The organism is Mycobacterium heckeshornense, from assembly GCF_016592155.1.
Classification (GTDB): Bacteria; Actinomycetota; Actinomycetes; order Mycobacteriales; family Mycobacteriaceae; genus Mycobacterium; species Mycobacterium heckeshornense.
The window spans coordinates 2277356-2293635 of sequence record NZ_AP024237.1 but is presented as its reverse complement, the minus strand read 5'-3'; the positions used below and the strand labels follow the sequence as shown (position 1 = coordinate 2293635).

18 protein-coding genes are annotated in these 16280 nt (G+C 65.1%); 8 read left to right on the top strand and 10 right to left on the bottom strand.

Annotated elements, in window-relative coordinates; all coding sequences use genetic code 11:
• Positions 1–12 precede the first annotated feature (12 nt).
• Both MHEC_RS10990 and MHEC_RS10985 read right to left on the bottom strand, forming a co-directional pair.
• Positions 13–915, bottom strand: coding sequence for a lipase family protein (locus MHEC_RS10990; RefSeq protein ID WP_082169831.1), 903 nt, complete (start codon positions 913–915; stop codon positions 13–15).
• A 134-nt stretch (positions 916–1049) separates the two neighbouring features.
• Positions 1050–2243 (bottom strand): YVTN family beta-propeller repeat protein, encoded by a 1194-nt coding sequence (locus MHEC_RS10985; protein ID WP_200902175.1) that lies wholly within the window; start codon positions 2241–2243, stop codon positions 1050–1052.
• A gap of 165 nt (positions 2244–2408) precedes the next feature.
• On the opposite strand from MHEC_RS10985, the gene MHEC_RS10980 reads away from it, so the two are divergent.
• Complete coding sequence (locus tag MHEC_RS10980) at positions 2409–3476, top strand: amidohydrolase family protein (RefSeq protein WP_048890943.1); 1068 nt, start codon at positions 2409–2411, stop codon at positions 3474–3476.
• 2 nt (positions 3477–3478) lie between these two features.
• Here the strand turns inward: MHEC_RS10980 and MHEC_RS10975 are convergent, their stop codons facing one another.
• A complete protein-coding gene (locus MHEC_RS10975; RefSeq protein WP_048890942.1) occupies positions 3479–4261 on the bottom strand; it encodes an enoyl-CoA hydratase/isomerase family protein in 783 nt (260 codons plus the stop codon).
• 307 nt (positions 4262–4568) lie between these two features.
• On the opposite strand from MHEC_RS10975, the gene MHEC_RS10970 reads away from it, so the two are divergent.
• Together MHEC_RS10970 and MHEC_RS10965 are read left to right on the top strand one after the other, a co-directional pair.
• Complete coding sequence (locus MHEC_RS10970) at positions 4569–5030, top strand: nuclear transport factor 2 family protein (protein ID WP_048891046.1); 462 nt, start codon at positions 4569–4571, stop codon at positions 5028–5030.
• Between the two features lie 747 nt (positions 5031–5777).
• A complete protein-coding gene (locus MHEC_RS10965) occupies positions 5778–6350 on the top strand; it encodes a hypothetical protein (RefSeq protein ID WP_048890941.1) in 573 nt (190 codons plus the stop codon).
• Positions 6351–6432: 82 nt separating this feature from the next.
• On the opposite strand, the gene MHEC_RS24175 is transcribed toward MHEC_RS10965, so the two are convergent.
• The 5 genes from MHEC_RS24175 to MHEC_RS10940 form a co-directional block, all read right to left on the bottom strand.
• A complete protein-coding gene (locus tag MHEC_RS24175; RefSeq protein ID WP_053093989.1) occupies positions 6433–6969 on the bottom strand; it encodes a hypothetical protein in 537 nt (178 codons plus the stop codon).
• Positions 6970–7003: 34 nt separating this feature from the next.
• The gene (locus tag MHEC_RS10955) at positions 7004–7459 is read right to left on the bottom strand and encodes an STAS domain-containing protein (RefSeq protein ID WP_048890940.1); all 456 of its coding nucleotides are present in this window, start codon (positions 7457–7459) and stop codon (positions 7004–7006) included.
• 160 nt (positions 7460–7619) lie between these two features.
• Positions 7620–8114, bottom strand: a complete 495-nt coding sequence (locus MHEC_RS10950) for an SRPBCC family protein (protein WP_048890939.1) — start codon at positions 8112–8114, stop codon at positions 7620–7622.
• Complete coding sequence (locus MHEC_RS10945) at positions 8114–8743, bottom strand: nitroreductase family protein (RefSeq protein WP_048890938.1); 630 nt, start codon at positions 8741–8743, stop codon at positions 8114–8116. The genes MHEC_RS10950 and MHEC_RS10945 overlap by 1 nt, the downstream gene beginning before the upstream one ends.
• A 7-nt stretch (positions 8744–8750) precedes the next feature.
• Positions 8751–9233, bottom strand: coding sequence for a carboxymuconolactone decarboxylase family protein (locus MHEC_RS10940; protein WP_048890937.1), 483 nt, complete (start codon positions 9231–9233; stop codon positions 8751–8753).
• A gap of 171 nt (positions 9234–9404) precedes the next feature.
• Here MHEC_RS10940 and MHEC_RS10935 point away from each other — a divergent pair, with 171 nt between their 5' ends.
• The 4 genes from MHEC_RS10935 (at position 9405) to MHEC_RS10920 (ending at position 13465) form a co-directional block, all read left to right on the top strand.
• Positions 9405–10103 (top strand): hypothetical protein, encoded by a 699-nt coding sequence (locus MHEC_RS10935; protein ID WP_048890935.1) that lies wholly within the window; start codon positions 9405–9407, stop codon positions 10101–10103.
• A 4-nt stretch (positions 10104–10107) separates the two neighbouring features.
• The gene (locus MHEC_RS10930) at positions 10108–11547 is read left to right on the top strand and encodes a class I adenylate-forming enzyme family protein (protein WP_048890934.1); all 1440 of its coding nucleotides are present in this window, start codon (positions 10108–10110) and stop codon (positions 11545–11547) included.
• A gap of 16 nt (positions 11548–11563) precedes the next feature.
• Positions 11564–12277, top strand: coding sequence for a hypothetical protein (locus tag MHEC_RS10925; RefSeq protein WP_048890933.1), 714 nt, complete (start codon positions 11564–11566; stop codon positions 12275–12277).
• Between the two features lie 660 nt (positions 12278–12937).
• A complete protein-coding gene (locus MHEC_RS10920) occupies positions 12938–13465 on the top strand; it encodes a cytochrome P450 (RefSeq protein ID WP_201399505.1) in 528 nt (175 codons plus the stop codon).
• A gap of 101 nt (positions 13466–13566) precedes the next feature.
• Here MHEC_RS10920 and MHEC_RS10915 read toward each other — a convergent pair whose 3' ends face one another.
• Together MHEC_RS10915 and MHEC_RS10910 are read right to left on the bottom strand one after the other, a co-directional pair.
• On the bottom strand, positions 13567–14760 hold the full coding sequence (locus tag MHEC_RS10915) for a glycosyltransferase 87 family protein (protein WP_082169828.1): 1194 nt from the start codon (positions 14758–14760) through the stop codon (positions 13567–13569).
• A 178-nt stretch (positions 14761–14938) separates the two neighbouring features.
• Entirely contained in the window at positions 14939–15340 is a 402-nt protein-coding gene (locus tag MHEC_RS10910) for a DUF4262 domain-containing protein (RefSeq protein WP_327037182.1), read from the bottom strand.
• 229 nt (positions 15341–15569) lie between these two features.
• Here MHEC_RS10910 and MHEC_RS10905 point away from each other — a divergent pair, with 229 nt between their 5' ends.
• Positions 15570–16244, top strand: coding sequence for a M15 family metallopeptidase (locus tag MHEC_RS10905; RefSeq protein WP_048891042.1), 675 nt, complete (start codon positions 15570–15572; stop codon positions 16242–16244).
• Positions 16245–16280: the final 36 nt, after the last annotated feature.

Below are 16280 nucleotides of genomic sequence, written 5' to 3'. Positions count from 1 at the left end.
AAGAGTTTTGCACTATGGACGATGGTTGATGAGCTTTTCGAGTCCTTCTCGGTATGCGAACAAACTGTGCCGCGAGATCGGATCGATTGGTCCGCCGCTGTCAACGTCGACCTGCGTGCCGACCTGCACGTAGATCAGCGGCGGCAGGCACGGGACAAGGTCGAGAAAGTTGACCACGCGAAAGCAGCTCTTGATGAGGTTGTCGAAAGCCTTGGCGAAGTCGCACAAACCTGGTCGCGGCCCCGCGAACGTGATCAGTCCGGGTTGAATGTTTGGCGGCATATTCACAAAAACGTCGGGCGCCGCCAGCACCGCCATCGCCGCGCCAAGGCTATGTCCGGTTATCAGGATTTGATCGCAACCGGCGCACGTCGCAGCCAGGTTGGCCGCAATACTGCCGCGGACGAGCTGATAGACGGTTTGAAAGCCGGAGTGCACGTGCCCGAATCCACTAAGGAACGCGTATCTTTCGGGGATGATGTCGAGATCCGTTAGCACGTCGTCGAAATCGTCGGTGCCGCGGAAAGCGACGAACGCGGTTCGGGTGGTGGCGTTGCGGCCCATCAATCCAAATATATTGGTGTTGACCGCTATCGCTGTCACGGTGGGATGCCGCTGCGCCGTGGTGGCCGCCAGCGCACGGTCGACCTGGATGAGAGCGGTCTGCACAAAGCCCGGCGGCAATATCACGGTGCCGCCCTCCTCGACCGCGTATGCCGCGAAGGACAGGGGCAAGGGCACGTCGAGGGCGAACTGCGGATCGAACCCGGTCGGCGTGTCCTGCAGCGCGCCAAGTACGTCGGCCTTCGCGATCGCCGGCGACGTCCACGGCGCAAAAAACGCCAAACCGCCGATAACCGCTATATTTGCCAGGAACTCGCGACGTGCCATTTCGGCAAACTTGTTGCCGTTCATCTACGTTCCTTCCCGTAGGCGAACGGGCACACAGTAAGGTATCGGCGGTCGCAGCTGGGGAATCGTTTCTGGTATGTGACTATTTTGGAATCTCATCGAGTTGTGAAATGCCGCTGCAGAATTCGCTGCCGAACTCAGCGGGTAATTCCAGTGTGCCCCAGCGAATAGCGGCCGGGCTGCGGCCAGACGGTTAAGCCGTGTGGCTCATTGCCGACTTTAATTGTGCGCGTCAGCGTTCCGTCGGTCGTCGAGACCACATAGACGACGTTGTTGTAACGCCCGGAAATCCAGAGCTGGGCGCCGTCGGCGGTGAGGTTGCCCATGTCGGGACTGCCACCGCCGGGCAGGCGCCACAGCGTGATCGGCGCTCCGGTGTAGGCGTCGAGAACCGAGATCGATCCGTCTGACCGGTTAGTTACGAAAAGCCGTGTGGCGTCGCGGGAAAAGAAAAGCCCGTGGGCGCACGCGCCGGTGGCGATGAAACGCTTGACCTGGTTGGCAGCGCCGTCGAGTACCCACACCCCGCCGGCGTCGCAGTCGGCGATGTAGTAGACCGAACCGTCGGGGGCGAGCCGGATGTCCTGCGGGCCCATGTGGGTGTGGCGCGTCGGCATGTCAACGGTGCGCAGCACCCGGTGGGTGCCGACATCGACCACCGCCACCCGCCCGGCGAATTCGCAGCTGAAAACCGCGGTGTGACCGTCGAGCGAGAAGTCGGCGTGGTTGATGCCCGCACATTCGGGGATAGGCGTCTTGTCAAGCAGCCGCCAGGTGGCGGGGTCATACCAGATCACCGAGCGCAGTCGCTCGGCGACCGACATCGCGAACCGGCCGTCGGGCGTGAAGTACAGGTTGTAAGGGTCCAGGATCGGGATGTTGGCGCCCGGCCGCCCAGTGCGCGGGTCAAGCGCGAGCATCTGGTTGCCGACGTCGTCGGTGGCGTACAGGCTACGCATATCATGGGCGGGCACGACATGCTGAATCTCGCGGCCCACCGGGTACTTGGCCACGACCTCGTAGGTCGCGGGGTCGATCTCCCACACGTCGCCGGAGCGGTTGTGCGGCACATACACCAGCGGACGGTCGGCACGCACACCGGCGGCGAAAATGCCCCGGCCGGGGCCGGCGTAGACGTTGCGGCGCTCGGACGGGGACGGTCCCGCGCGCGGCGGTGCCGGTTTGCTCGATCCCACGATCGTGGTCGGCAGCGGCGGTGACGTGACCGGTGTACCGACCCGACCCACCCGAGGCAAACATCCCGCGGCCAGCGCGGCCGAGGCGGCCAGCACAGTTAAAACTGCCAGCACCGGCGCACGGCGTGGACTCACCGGGTACCTGCCTTCGGTAGCTGCTGATGTGGCATCCTGTCTTGGGTCCTTCGGGTCGCCAACAGCGCGATTTGGCTTTGCTCGGTGACTTCTGCTTATCACCCCGTTACTGTTTCGACTGGTAGATCCTCATTTGCACGCTCGAAAATTCGACAGGGGTGACCGATGCGAATCATCGATGCCGACGGACACGTCGCCGAAAACCCCACGCTCGCCGTCGAAGCCATCAAACGCTGGCCGCAATATGTCCACCCCAGTGGCGACGGCACGCCGAGGTTGGTCATCGAAGGTCGTAGATATCCCGAAGACCGTGGCCCGGGCGCCGGTTGCCCGCCCGAGCACGGGATCAGCAGCGCGGCCGACATCCACTGTCGGTCGACCGAAGGTGTCCTCACCGACGCCGATCGCGACCATATCGACACGATGGTGTTGTATCCGAGCCTGGGTCTATGCGCGCCCAGCCTGGAGAATCCCGAGTTCGCCGCCGGGTTCGCACGGCTGTACAACCAGTGGATCGCGGACTATTGCGCACCGTCGAAGGGCCGCTTGCGCGGCGTCGCCGTCACCCCGATCGAACACGGGCAAGCGGCGATCGACGTCATGCGGGAGGCCAAGGAGCTTGGGTTGGTGGCGGCTCTGGTGCCGCCCGCGCTAAAAACCCGCAACCTTGATCACCCCGACCTCGACCCGTTCTACGCCGCCGCCGAGGAGCTGGAGATGCCGCTGGGTATTCACGGCGCACCGGGCATCCACCTGCCGAAGATCGGGGTCGACCGCTTCACCAATTACATCCAAGTGCACTGCATCAGCTTCCCGTTCGACCAGATGACGGCGATGACCGCCCTGGTGTCCGGCGGGGTGTTCGATCGTCATCCCCGGCTGCGGGTGGCGTTCCTGGAAGCCGGTGTCGGCTGGGTGCCGTTCTTCATCGACCGCTTACACGAGCATTACCAGAAGCGGGGAGACTGGATCGAGCACGGATGGCGCCGCGATCCGCAGGAGTACCTGCAAGCCGGCAACATCTGGGTGACATGTGAACCCGAAGAACCGATCCTGCCCGGGGTCATCGACGTGCTGGGCGCGGACTTCATCATGTTCGCCAGCGATTACCCACACTGGGACGGCGAATGGCCGGAGAGCACCAAACATCTCCGCACGCGTAGCGACATCAGCGAGGAAGCCCGGGCGAAGATCGGCGGGCTCAACGCGCAACGCTTTTACGGGCTCAACTGATTTCAGCGTGCCTGCCATCGCGGCGGCCGCTTCTCGGCGAAGGCGCGTGGGCCTTCCTTGGCGTCCTCGGTGGCGAAAATGCGGTCGCTGTGCCGGGTCTCGTTGTCGTATGCGGATTGCATGTCGAGCGCCAGCCCTTCGACGGCTGACTGCTTAGTCGCGAAGACGGCGAGCGGCGCGTTGGCCGCGATGCGCTCGGCGTAATCGTAGACGGTGTCCATCAATATGTCGGCCGGCACCACCTTGTTGACCAGTCCCATGGCGAGTGCCCGTTCAGCGTCCACCATGTCGGCGGTCAGGAGCAGCTCCATCGCGAGCGCGTAGGGAATCTGGCGCGGCAGCCGCACCGTGCTGCCGCCGCCGGCGAACAGCCCCCTCTTCGGCTCCATCACCGCAAACCTGGCCTCCGGTACGGCGATACGAATATCGGTGCAGGTCAACATCTCGAATCCTCCGGCGACACACGTGCCGTTAATTGCGGCGACGATCGGCTTGTACACCGGAAACCTGTGCAAGACAGCGTGAATCGCGTCGGTTGCGTCCCAGCCGTCGGGTTGCGGCAGCTCCCCGGTCAATTCCGGGATGAACTTCTTCAGATCGGCTCCGGTGCAGAAATCCCGGCCGACACCGGTGATGACGGCCACCCATGCGTCGGGGTCGTCACGAAAAGTCGCCCACGCGTGGGCGAGGTCCCGGAAGTGCTCCATGTCGAGCGCGTTACGCGTCTCGGGCCGGTTGATGGTGATGGTGACGATGCGGCCGTCGCGCACGTAGTCGATACTCACCGCGTCCCTCGGCTGTACAGTCGCGATCCGTTGCCAAGACAGTCAAACATCGGTGTCAACTTATCGTGTCGTTTTATGGGAAACACCGCTGATCCGCCATACCCGCCTGAGATCGACCATCTCAGGACGCCGGATATACCGCCGGTCACATCGTCTGGGTCGACGGTGGCGGAAGCACCGCCGGATGAGCAGCAACAAGATCGTCGAGGTTGCCATCGGCCGGCGCCGACCGTCTTGGCGACGCCGTCGCCGTGCAATCAGACTGGTGCGGGCAACCCACAAACGACGACTGCGGGAGGTAATTCAAATGTCTGGGAGCCGCCCACCACTGCCGCCGTTCAATTTGGACACGGCAATCCAGAAAACCCAGGCCGCAGAGGACGCCTGGAACACCCGCAATCCCGAGCTTGTCGCATCCTCTTACACCGCTGACTCACGCTGGCGCAATCGCGGCGAGCACATCGTCGGTCGCGATCAGATCGTGGAATTCTTGACCCGCAAGTGGCAGCGCGAACTGGATTACGCACTGCGCAAGAGCCTCTGGGCATTTCGAGACAATCGAATTGCGGTGAGGTTCCAGTACGAGTGGCACGACACCGAAGGCCAGTGGTACCGCAGTTACGGCAACGAGTTATGGGAGTTCGCTCCGTCAGGATTGATGTCGCGACGCGAGGCCAGCATCAACGACGTGGCGATAGACGAATCGGAGCGCCGCTACTTTGGGCCCCGGCCGAAATCCGAGCACGGCGACGATATTCCGTTGTGGTAGACCGATCCGGTTGTTCACCGGCCCTGCTGTCATCGGATGAGGAACATGCGGGATCGTTAACAGGGCGCTCATCTTGCGGCAGCGCGGAATCGGCCCCGGTGGGCCTTGCTGAGACGCCCCGCCTGAAGGTTTCCGGGGGCCCAAGCCCGCCAGGCGTGCGGTCTCGGCCGACACAGTGGCCCGGCCATCCAGGGCGACGCGTGCCGCGTCAACACGAACCATTAACACGTAGCGCGCCGGGGTGGTCCCGGATTCGGGGTGGAACAGCCGCGTCAGCGGCGGTGAACTCAAAGCAGTCTGGGCCGCAAGGTATTTCACGCTGGGTACGCGCCGGGGTTGGCTGCGACCGCACCGGTGCCCCGGCGCAGCGCGGAATCCCGCCGGCCTGGTTCTCCGCGAGCACCGATAATCGTGATTGCGGTTGTCCTTGATCCGACAGCACCGGGCGACACCCTGGTCAGCGCAGGCGACCACCCAGTGCTTACCGCATGGCGCCGCAGCTGCGAGTAGCTCAACAGCCGAGACGCACGCTGGCGTCGTCATCCCCGCAGACGGGCGCATCGCCGTCTGCCTGTCGTGTGCAGCGGATCGGCGTCGGTCGTTGGGCTGAGCGAGGACCGGTGCTGTGGATGCAACTGATTCGATGTAATGTGCATCGCACCGGTTATTCGGTGCTGTCAACCGTCGCAGCGGCGGAAGAAGCGACGAACCGGCTGGCTGAGCTACACCACACAGAATTGAGGAGCCATGGGTGAATTCGATCCGATCAACGGCGAAGCGCACGTAATCGTCGACGTCGCCGAAGCGGCGATGCACATGTACCGGGCCGCGATCGATTCTTTGCCCTTCCCTGAGGACAAGAAATTCCAGAAGCGCGCGGACGTGGTGCTTTCCGGCCTTCGCAAGCTGCGTGCGGCGTTAACCGACGCGGCAAGTCACAGCAGGTCGACATCAACGGTGATCGTGGCGCTCAGCGAAGTCCGGCGACGCTACGACGATTTGATGGCCCGTGCCGCGGCAGCACCTGGGTCGAGTTTGGGTCAACAGCTTTACGCCGCCCGCGTCCGGGCCAAATTGTCGGCGCAAGAGGTGGCAAACGGCGTGGGGCTGCGACCGGACCTTCCGGACGACCTCGAGGCCGGCGCAACACCCACCGACTATGAGGCAGAGAAAGTCAAAGAGCTCATCGCGACGCTGCGCGCGATAACCGGCCCGGACGATGTCGAGCAGCCACAGCCTGCGGAGACGCAGTTCAACGGGTGGGACGACTCACTGGCCACCAACGGCGCCGGCCAAGAGGCCGAAGCGGCAGCCACCTAAGCTCGGCGTCGCACATCGGCGCTCCTGCCGGCAAGATGTCGGGTGGCTGAACGTCCGACTGGCTGAACCGCTCCCGCGGTCGTCAGGGTTTTGGCGGTTGATCAGAGGTGTGCTGGTTGGCAATGCCGTTGAGGATGTCCAGCTGGATTTTGGCGTCTGCGGGCGACTTGCCGGGATCGACGACTGCCGCATCGTTCTTCTGCCAGGGCTGGCAGCCGTCGGTCTTGAACGCCTTGTCGGTCGGCTCGATCTGCACGACCTGGGGCTTTTTGGTCATCGCGTTGTCGATGATGTCGCTGCCGTTGGTTCGTTTCCAATAGCAGGTGCGACCCTGAACCGGTCCCGCCGAGGTGTAGGTGCCTGGCAGGATGTCGGTTCCCACCGTAAAGGTTCCGTCGTGGTCGATCACCGTCTTGGGTCCGGGTGGTGCCTGCGTGGGCGACCCGGCTGCCGTCGGCGCCGGCGGTCCCGGTCGCGAAGAATGCCCAGGCTGCGCGTGGGGTGTCGGCGGTGGGGAAGGCGACGGCGTGGGAGGGGCGGCCCCGGCAAAACCGGTGAATCCGGCGCAGCCCATCAGGACAGCACCGGCCACGACGATCGCTGCTTTCTTCAGCCCCATGCAACAGCAGCCTACGCGGTGGGCACGTCCGGTGCTATGCGGATTTGGTCAGCAGCGGCAGGAGCAGGCGACGGCGCGTGACGATGGCGTCGGCGAAGTATCCAAGGGCCTCATACACCGAGCCCACGACTGGGAAAGCAGCATCGTCGTCGGTGATCCACAGTGCTTGCCGTACTGCATGGCTGGGCACCAGCGCCCATTCCACTTGTGCGGCACAGCAGTCGTGGTCGATGCGGTGCAATAACGACACAGCGTGCGCCCCCACGCAATCGACGCCACTCAGATCCAGGATGAACGAACTGTCCGCAAGGATGAAACGGCGGCAGGAATTGCTGACGCAATCGACATTTGCAGCGTCGATGACACCACTGATCGTCACCACGGTGGCCAGATGACGCTGCTGAGCCCTGAGCCGGGCCCCGCCGCAGTCGATTACGGGGTCGCGGCGACGAGGCGTGAGGTCAGCCACCGTCTGGATTGAACCGGTCATGCCATGCCTCACTTGTCCAATGTTGCTGAACCGCTCGGTTGAGTGACGCCTCAAGCCGACAATTCGAACGTTAGGCAGCGATTCTAAGGTGACCGGCAGCGGTGCTTAATACTTTGCTAAGAATGCATTTTCGGCATCAGTCGAGATCTCGCAGCGGTCGCTAGGAAAGTCGCCGGACCCGACCGGCGTAGCTAAGCGCGTGCTGGTACGTCTCAAGGTTGTCGCGCGAGATTCGCGCATGCACCAGCCGCTCGAAAAGGAAACGCAGCACCGGGTTATACGCGTGGTAGTCCTCATGGAACGTCAGCACCGTGGTGCCGTCGGGTTGTTCCTCGAGCTCGTGGTAACCCTCCGCGCGCGACCACAGCGGCTTCCCGATCGCCACATAGCGGGAGAGCTTGTTGAGCTTCGCCTCGGTCACAGTCTCGAACGATCGGCCCTTGCCGCTCGACAACAAGTACTTCGGCACAGCGAACACGCATGTACGGACCAAGCCCTGACCGGCTTCGTCGCCCTCGTGCAAAATCTCCATGCTGCCGGTGGGCCACTTGAGGACCCGTGGTCGTGGAGAGTCCGGCGGCGCCGGAGGGTGCAGCACGCGCCACACTTTGTCCGGCGGCGCATCGACGTGGAATCGCACGGTGTATGACCGCATCAGTGTTCTCCCCAGGTGTTCCAGAAGGTGACGGTCTGCGGGGGCGGCCGTGATGCGGGCCGAAAGTCGGTGCCGATCGTATACGCGACCGGGAACAGCGCGGCCTGTGTGACCGTGGCGGGTATCTCAAGCAACTCGGCCACCTGTTGCTCCTTGGCCAAATGCATTGTCGTCCAGACGGATCCCAAGCCGCGGGAGCGAAGCGCCAGCAAGAAGCTCCACGCGGCGGGGATGATCGACGCCCACGCTGACGCGGCGACCAACCGGTCGGATTCGTCAAAGCGACGCTGCAAACACGGGATGACGTGGACGGGCACCTGAGCCAGTGTCTCGGTAAGGGCCAGCGCGCTGCGGTAGACGCGGCGGGTCTGCGGGTCGGCTTCGGTGGCCGCGGCATGAGCAAGGTACTCGCCGCCCACGCTTCGGTATATCTCGGCGATGGCGGCGCGTTTGTCGGCGTCGGTGATCACCAACCACCGCCAGTCCTGGGCGTTGCTCGCCGTCGGTGCTTGCATGGCCAGGCGCACACAATCCAAGATCACCTCGCGTCGGACGGGTCTCGTCACATCGAGGCGTTGGCGCACTGCCCGCGTCGTGGTCAGCAATTCATCGACCGAAGCGATGTCCACCTGTCGCTCACACGTCGATCGCGCAGGACTGGTCTATGCCGAGCACCGTCAAGGTGCGGCCCAGACCCAGGAACACCGCAACGCACAACGTCAGGTCGAGAATCTCTGCATCGGTGAACAGCTCGCGCATCCGCTGCATGAACGCGCCCGCGATCGAGGCATGGTCGGTAGCGAAACGCTCGGCGTACTCGATGACAAGGCGTTGCCGCATCGTGTAGCCCGGGTAGACGGCATAGTCGGCAACGTTCTCGTAGAGCTCCGCAGCGACGCCGGCTTCGAGCACCGACGGTGCCCGAAAGCCCGAGCAGGCAATACAGTCGTTGAGCTGTGCGATGCGCATCCTGGCCAGTTCGCGTTCCTCGACCGGCAGGATGCTCTGCTGGTAGGCGCCCTTGATCATCCGCTCGACCATGCCGCCCAGCTCTGGTCGCAACGTCCAGACCATCGCGGCCTCACCGCCGGGGCCGTCGGGAATGTCGATTCGGGCCATGGGCGACTTCCTGCAGGTGAACCAGGTGCCGTCTGAGCAAATCAGATTCTCGCCCCGGCTGTCCAGATCTGTGCGTGCTGCCGAACTGTCGTGGACACGACAGATCCGGCGGAATAACGTGCGTGAAGCGCGGGATGCCAATCGGGCGCGCCTGGGTTGGGAGGTCTCGGCATGCTGATCATGCACGAGGTGCACAAGGTGCGTGGGAGGGCCGAAGCCGACTTCGAGGCCGCCTTCCGCGAAGGCTGGATGCCGCTGCTCGCCGCCGGCGATGACGCACGGCTGCTGTGGTATGCGAACCACGCGCACGGCAGTGGCCCGTCCTACACCGTCGTCACCATCACCGCCGTGCGCGACGGAGCAGCCTGGGAGCGGCTGGCGCTTCGGATCCAGAAAGGCGATCTGCGCCGGTGGATGCGCGGACTGGACCAACTGCGCTACGACGTCGACGCCAAGCTGCTGGTGCCAGTGCCGTGGTCGCCGCTTCAAGACCTGCCCCTCGAGCAGGTTCCCGCCGACGTCGGCGAACACGCGCTGACGCTTTACATGGAAGACACCATGTGGCCCTACCAGGACAAATTCACCGAATACATCGACCGCTGCGGCGAGGTGTACGCGAAGAGCCTCGATCGGCCGGCGGCGATGCTCACCATCGAGGCTGCCTTCCAGCCGGCGCTGGGCAGTCACGTGCGCCGCGAGGTGGTTCTGATGCAGCGCATCAACCAGCCCGAGGCGTTGCTGGCCCTGCTTCGCACCGAGATCCCGCCGGAGCAGCGCGCACCGGGAACCTGGATGCACGACGCGCTAAACCTGCGTGATCAGTGGACCAGCAGACTGCTGCGGACCTCGTCGTGGTCACCCCTGTACTGAGCGGATGAACATCGGCACCATCCTCGACGCCCCCGCGGCCGGTGACCCGGCTCGCGCCGCACTGATCATCGGCGAACGCGCCGTCAGCTACGGCGAGCTGGCGACAAGCGTGCAGCACTGTGCGGCTGGGCTGGCCGCTGAGGGGCTGGCCGGCCGACGTGTTGCGGTTGTGGACGTGGGCAGCCTGCTGTCGATCGCATCGATGCTGGCTGCCGCACGCATCGGCGCGGCAGCCGCGCTGATGAACCCTGCTCTGACACGGTCGGAGCTGCGGGCGCTGCTACGGCATGCCGGGTGTGCAGATGTGGGTGTGGCGGGGGAGGCGTACACCGTTCGGCTGTGTCACGCGGGCGCTACCAGGGCGCTGACCGCCGCCGACCTGCTGACCGAGTGCGTGGTTGCCGCACCACCCGCCCAAGATGTCGACAATCGTGAAGCTTTGGTTTTGTTCACCAGTGGGACCACCGGGCTGCCGAAGGCCGTCGGCATCAGCCACGCACAGCTCCGAAACCGAATCACCGGATTCAGCAGAGCTTTTCGGGCCGATGCGATACCCGCGATCAGCATCATGTGCGTGCCGTTCTTCCATGTCGGTGGCGCCCTTGGCGTGCTGGGCAGCCTGTACTCGGGCAACACCACAGTGGTCCAGGACCGCTTCGACGCCGGAGAATGGCTGCGCCTCGTGCAAGCGCATCAGGTGAGCAGCGCATTTGTCGTGCCGACCATGCTGCAGCGGATCCTCGACCATCCCGACTTCGCCCGCACCGACCTCAGCTGCCTTGTCGCGATCGCTTACGGCGCGGCCGCTGCGCCCGTCACGCTGGTGCGAAGAGCCATGGCGGCCCTGCCGAATGTGGCTTTTGCCAACGTCTTTGGCCAAACGGAGACCCTGGGCGCCTACACGACGCTGTCACCTGACGATCACCGTGACCCCAACCGGGTGGGATCGGTGGGCCGCCCGCTGCCCGGCGTCGACGTGCGGGTGGTCGACCCGGCCACGGGCATCGACGTCGAAACCGGAACGGTCGGCGAGTTGTGGGTGAACACCAGCCAGAACGTGACCGACGGCTGGCTGCGCACCGGTGACCTCGCCCGCCGGGACGCCGACGGCTACATCTATCCCGCCGGCCGGTTGACCGACACGATTAACCGCGGGGGAGAGAAGTTCGGGCCGATCGAGGTCGAGGACGCGATACGCACCCATCCCGCGGTCAGCGACGTGGCCGTGGCCGGGATCGCCGACGACGAGATGGGCCAGCGGGTCGGGGCGGCCGTAGTGGCGAGCTCGCCGCTGACGCTCGACGACCTGCGCTCGCACTGCCGTGAGCTGATCGCTCATTTCAAGCTTCCGGAACGCCTGGTGGTCGTTGACCACATTCCGTACACCGAGACCGGCAAGGTCAACCGCCGCCAGCTGGCCGCATTGATCGCAGGCCGAGCCTGAACCGCGAGGAGTCGCCATGCTGTTCCTCCACGAAACCCACCGGGTCGTCGGCGCACGCGAGGAGCAATTCGAGACGCTCTACCGGGAAAGCTGGATGCCCGCACTGGCCAAGGACGACAATGCTCGGCTGCTTTGGTACACCAACCACGCCCACGGCACCGGGGCGTCCTACAACGTCGTCACCATTACCGCCGTCACCGACGGCGCGGCCTGGGAGACCTTGGCCCGCCGCGCCCAGACCGGTGACCTGGCGCCCTTAATGCGTGAGCTGGACAGCCTTCGCCATGAGGTGACTGGCAAGATCTTGCTGCCGGTCGAATGGTCGCCGCTTCAAGAAGTCGAGCTGGCGACCGTCCCAACTGACGGGGCGACACACTCATTGAGCTTGTTCATGGAGGACACCGGCTGGCCGTACGCCCCGTTGGATGACTACATCCGGGCCTGGGACGAGATCTACTACCGCCCGCTGTCCCAGGCACCGCCGGGCATGCGGTTGCTCGACATCCAAGCCTGCTTCCAGGTTGCACACGGCAGCTACAGGCGACGCGAGGCCATGCTGTGGCAGAAAATCGACCCGTCGAACAACTACGCGGCGCTCGTGCACCTGCTGACCACCGACCTGCCGCCCGAGCGGCGCGGGCCGGGCAGCTATATGTTTGAGGCCTTGAAGTATCGCGATCAGTGGGAGAGTCGGCTGCTGCGGACTTCTGCGTGGTCGCCGCTGTACTAACGCGAGCATCATCATCGTCGAGAAGTTCCCGATCGGGCGAGCCGCGACCATGCGCGAGCTCGGGGACGACCCGCATCCGCTGCTGGCACGGCTGCGGGCACACGAGCCGGTGACGCGGCTGGCCGCGCTCAACGGATGGCTGATCACGCGCTACGACCTCGCGGTGCGCGTTTTGCGCGATCCCACCACGTTCACCGTCGACGACCCGCGGTTCTCCACATCGCGGGTGGTCGGATCGAGCATGCTCTCGCGGGACGGCGCGGCCCACGCGCGCCACCGCGAGGCTTTCGCGTCATGGTTCTACCCGGCGCGTGTCCGGGGGGCGGTTCGCCCGCTTCATCGAGACCCAAACCGACGGGTTGATCTCGACGATTCGGCCGGCCGGTGCGGCGGAGCTGCGCCGGCAGTTCGCCGGTCCGCTCGCGGTCGCGGTCGTCACCGAAGTGCTCGGCCTGCACGGTGTCGACACCGACGCCGTGTTGGCCTGGTATGCGGCGATCGTGGCGGCGGTCTCGGAGGCGACCGGCGGCGGGCCGGTGAGCGCGTCCGGGAGACGAGCGTTCGGCCGACTGCGCTCCGCCGTGCTGCGGGTGTTGGACGACCCGCAGTCACTGCTGGCGCGCGCCGCGCGGGGGCCCCGACGGCCTGAGCCCCGACGAGGTGGCATCCAACGCCGCGGTCTTGATGTTCGGGGGTGTCGACACCACGGAGGGCATGATCCTCAACACCGTCCGGCACCTGCTTGGCGATCGCGAGGCGCTCACGGCGGTCCGCGACCGGCGCGATCTGTTGCCGAATGCCATCGAGGAGTCCCTCCGCCTCGAGCCCGCTGTCGCGTCGGTCGACCGATACGCGACCCGCGATGTCGAGCTCGCCGACGCGCACATTCAGCGCGGGGACCTGGTGGTGGTGTCGCTTGCCGGAGCCAACCGCGATCCCGCAGTCTTCGCCGACCCGGACCGGTTCGACGTGTACCGGGCTAACGCCCGGCTCAACGTGGCGTTCGCTCACGGGTCGCACTACTGCCTCGGCGCTCGGCTCGCCAGGACCGAAACAGCGATTGCGATCGCTCGACTTCTGGATCGCCTTCCCGGCCTGCACCTCGACCCGCGCCACCCAATTGCGCCGCGCGGTCTGGTATTTCGCAAACCGCCGGTTCTGCAAGTGTGTTGGACCGCTGCTCACTAGCGGCAGATCACCTCGATGGTCGCCTCGGCCAACGCTAGGACACCTTGCGCGTTGTCCCGGTCCGTGCGCGCAGCGCCCACGGGAGCTGACGTCAGCCGCCTTCACGACGCTTGTAGCGCAAGTTGTGGCCCTCGATCCGAAGCTGGCTGGCAAACCGCCGCCGAGCGCCATAGCCATACTGCCGCACAGGCCAGCACCGCCAGGAAGATCAGGACATAGGTGCCGGGGATGATCGCATTCCAGACACCGCCGGGCCGCAGCGAGAGCACGCTTGCCTCGCGGATGTCGCCGCCGGGCGCCGTGCTGAACCAGCCGGCAAGCAGCGCGCACAGCAGCCAGAGCGTCAGCGTCGAATATCTGCTGCGCAGCAGGTAGGCCTGATGTCCCAGGTGAACCATCAGCGGTGCGAACCAGACCCAGTGATGGCTCCAGCTAAACGGTGAAGCGGCGGCCGAAGCCATCCCCACCAGGGCGATTCCCAGGACGGTATGGCCACGTCGGTAGGCAATTGCTGCGATCGCGACAGCGGCCGCCGCCAGCGCTACCGACACACCGGTGCCCACCGGGGCGGGGAAGTCGAGACGATGCAGCAGGCCCTCCGCGCTCGTGTTGGCAAACGGATCACGTGAGATCCGGCCAACGTCATGAAAGCCCCGGCGCAACCAGTAATATTCGGAATCCCTTGGCAGAAAAGCGAATCCGATGACAACGGTGATGAGAAACGTTGCGCTGGCCACCAGTGCGGCACGCATGCGCCCGACAACCGCCAAGTAGATGATGAACAACGCCGGCGTTAGCTTGATTCCGGCCGCCAGGCCGATGCCAACCCCGGCCCACTTGCGCTGTGCGGGAGTCAGCAGATCGGCGACGACGATCGCAAGGATGGCAATGTTGATCTGTCCGAGCTGCAGCGACAGCCGAAACGGTTCCAACCAGGCGACCAGACCTACCAGAAGCGCGGTGAGGCTCCACAATCCATTCGGCTGGCTAACTTTGAGCGACGCCAGCATCCGCCAAACCACATAGACGACCAGCGCACACATAACCAACAACCACAACGCCTGGGCGGAAACCTCGGCCATGAGCGCCAGCGGCAAGAAGCTCAGTGCAGCGAACGGTGGGTAGATGAAAAGCAGCTCTTTGGGATTGCCGGTCAGGCCAATCGAATACAGGTCCAGCCCACCCCGGACCCGCATTGCACCGAAGCGGTACACCTGCAGGTCGACCTGCACGGCCAGCCGGGGCCAGTGCACATAGACAAGCGCATAAAGCAGCAGCGCCGCGGCCAAAACCACAGGGCCGCCCCAGCGAACCCAAGCCGACACGCTTCGACCCGGTTCGACGGACGCGCGCAGCTCCCTTGCCGGTGCAGAAAAGCCCACGAGTCATTCAGGGTAACGGTTGCATCACGGCCCGCTCCGCGGTGCCGGCGTACGGGGGCAAACGAGGCAGCAGCATGTGCCCAAGCGCAGGTCAACTCAATTTGGCCCGCACACCAAGCACCGGCTGCCTGCCGCGACCATCGTTGAAGCCGGGACCCCAGGGCCACCGACCACGCCTGTCAGCCCAGACCAGCTGCAATGCCCTCAGCTCGCTACCGAATATCGCTGCGGCGCAGTTCATGTGCGCATCGGGCTGCTCCACTTCGACTACCTCGAGCAGCGGCCCGGGGTGCATCTCGATCTGCACACCGGGCGCGGGTGGCCCTTCACGCACCGACCGCTCGCCAACGAGGTTTAACAACCGGACCGCTCGCTGCGGCGACACGCCGGTGACCAACAGCTCGGGCACGTCATGGCGGGTCAGACCGACGGTGTACGCATAGGGCGCGCGAGCATCCTCGACGTACTGCACCGCCCAGCCGTGCCTGAGCATCGTTTTGCGCACCTCCGCCAGATAGTCCCGCATGGTGCTACCCGGGTGGTCGCACATCCAGCACATCGGCAACACTCCTTTCGTCGTGCTTGCCGCAACCATGCACCCGCGGTCCGACAAGTCGGCCTCGCACCGTGGATCGGCTAGCGTTGACGCTGCGTGGACTAGTCGATGGATCCGCACCGCGACGACCGCGGGCCGATCGCGCTTCGTCAGGCGCAGGATCGCCGTGCTGGCGGTATTGACCGCGACCGGCGTGGCTGTGCCGCGCTGCGCCGACGCGCCAGCGCCTTTCGCGGCGTCGTCACCGGCTCCTGCATCGTCTGTCGGCGCGCCGAGAGCACCGGCCGGGCCGACGGTCAGCCCCGTTACCGCCGCCGAGTTGGGTGCCAGCTGGCGGCCCGGGTGTCCCGCTGAACCGGGGCAGTTGCGGCGGGTCGAGGTCAACCACATCGGCATGGACCTCCAGACGCACCGCGGCCAACTCATCGTGAACGAAGACCTGGTGGCCGAGGTGATCGCGGTTTTCGAGCGGCTGTACCAGCTGCATTACCCGATCGCGAAGATCCGCAGCGTCGACCACTATCCGGCAGCGGCCGACGAATTATCGATGGAGGACAACAACACGTCGGCCTACAACTGCCGGGCTATCCCGGGCAGCGGCCGATGGTCGCAGCACGCCTACGGGCGAGCAGTGGACCTCAACCCGCTTTTCAACCCCTCCATCCACGCCGAAGGTGCTGTCGAGCCGACGAACGCGGCCGCCTACCTGGACCGCAGCCGCGCCGATCCCGGACTCCTGCACGACGGGGATCCGGCCGTGCGGGCCTTCACCGACCGGGGTTGGCGATGGGGCGGCCACTGGACGTCGCCCATCGACTACCAGCACTTCGAGCGGCCCTGATCGCCGCCCCGCAGGCCAGGGGAGCCTGCGGGGAAG

Excerpts from the sequence above, each read along its gene's own strand:
- MHEC_RS10990 (WP_082169831.1), bottom strand. The coding sequence starts at position 915 with ATGAACGGCAACAAGTTTGCCGAAATGGCACGTCGCGAGTTCCTGGCA.
- MHEC_RS10980 (WP_048890943.1), top strand. The coding sequence starts at position 2,409 with ATGCGAATCATCGATGCCGACGGACACGTCGCCGAAAACCCCACGCTC.
- MHEC_RS10970 (WP_048891046.1), top strand. The coding sequence starts at position 4,569 with ATGTCTGGGAGCCGCCCACCACTGCCGCCGTTCAATTTGGACACGGCA.
- MHEC_RS10965 (WP_048890941.1), top strand. The coding sequence starts at position 5,778 with ATGGGTGAATTCGATCCGATCAACGGCGAAGCGCACGTAATCGTCGAC.
- MHEC_RS24175 (WP_053093989.1), bottom strand. The coding sequence starts at position 6,969 with ATGGGGCTGAAGAAAGCAGCGATCGTCGTGGCCGGTGCTGTCCTGATG.
- MHEC_RS10955 (WP_048890940.1), bottom strand. The coding sequence starts at position 7,459 with ATGACCGGTTCAATCCAGACGGTGGCTGACCTCACGCCTCGTCGCCGC.
- MHEC_RS10950 (WP_048890939.1), bottom strand. The coding sequence starts at position 8,114 with ATGCGGTCATACACCGTGCGATTCCACGTCGATGCGCCGCCGGACAAA.
- MHEC_RS10940 (WP_048890937.1), bottom strand. The coding sequence starts at position 9,233 with ATGGCCCGAATCGACATTCCCGACGGCCCCGGCGGTGAGGCCGCGATG.
- MHEC_RS10935 (WP_048890935.1), top strand. The coding sequence starts at position 9,405 with ATGCTGATCATGCACGAGGTGCACAAGGTGCGTGGGAGGGCCGAAGCC.
- MHEC_RS10930 (WP_048890934.1), top strand. The coding sequence starts at position 10,108 with ATGAACATCGGCACCATCCTCGACGCCCCCGCGGCCGGTGACCCGGCT.
- MHEC_RS10925 (WP_048890933.1), top strand. The coding sequence starts at position 11,564 with ATGCTGTTCCTCCACGAAACCCACCGGGTCGTCGGCGCACGCGAGGAG.
- MHEC_RS10910 (WP_327037182.1), bottom strand. The coding sequence starts at position 15,340 with ATGCTCAGGCACGGCTGGGCGGTGCAGTACGTCGAGGATGCTCGCGCG.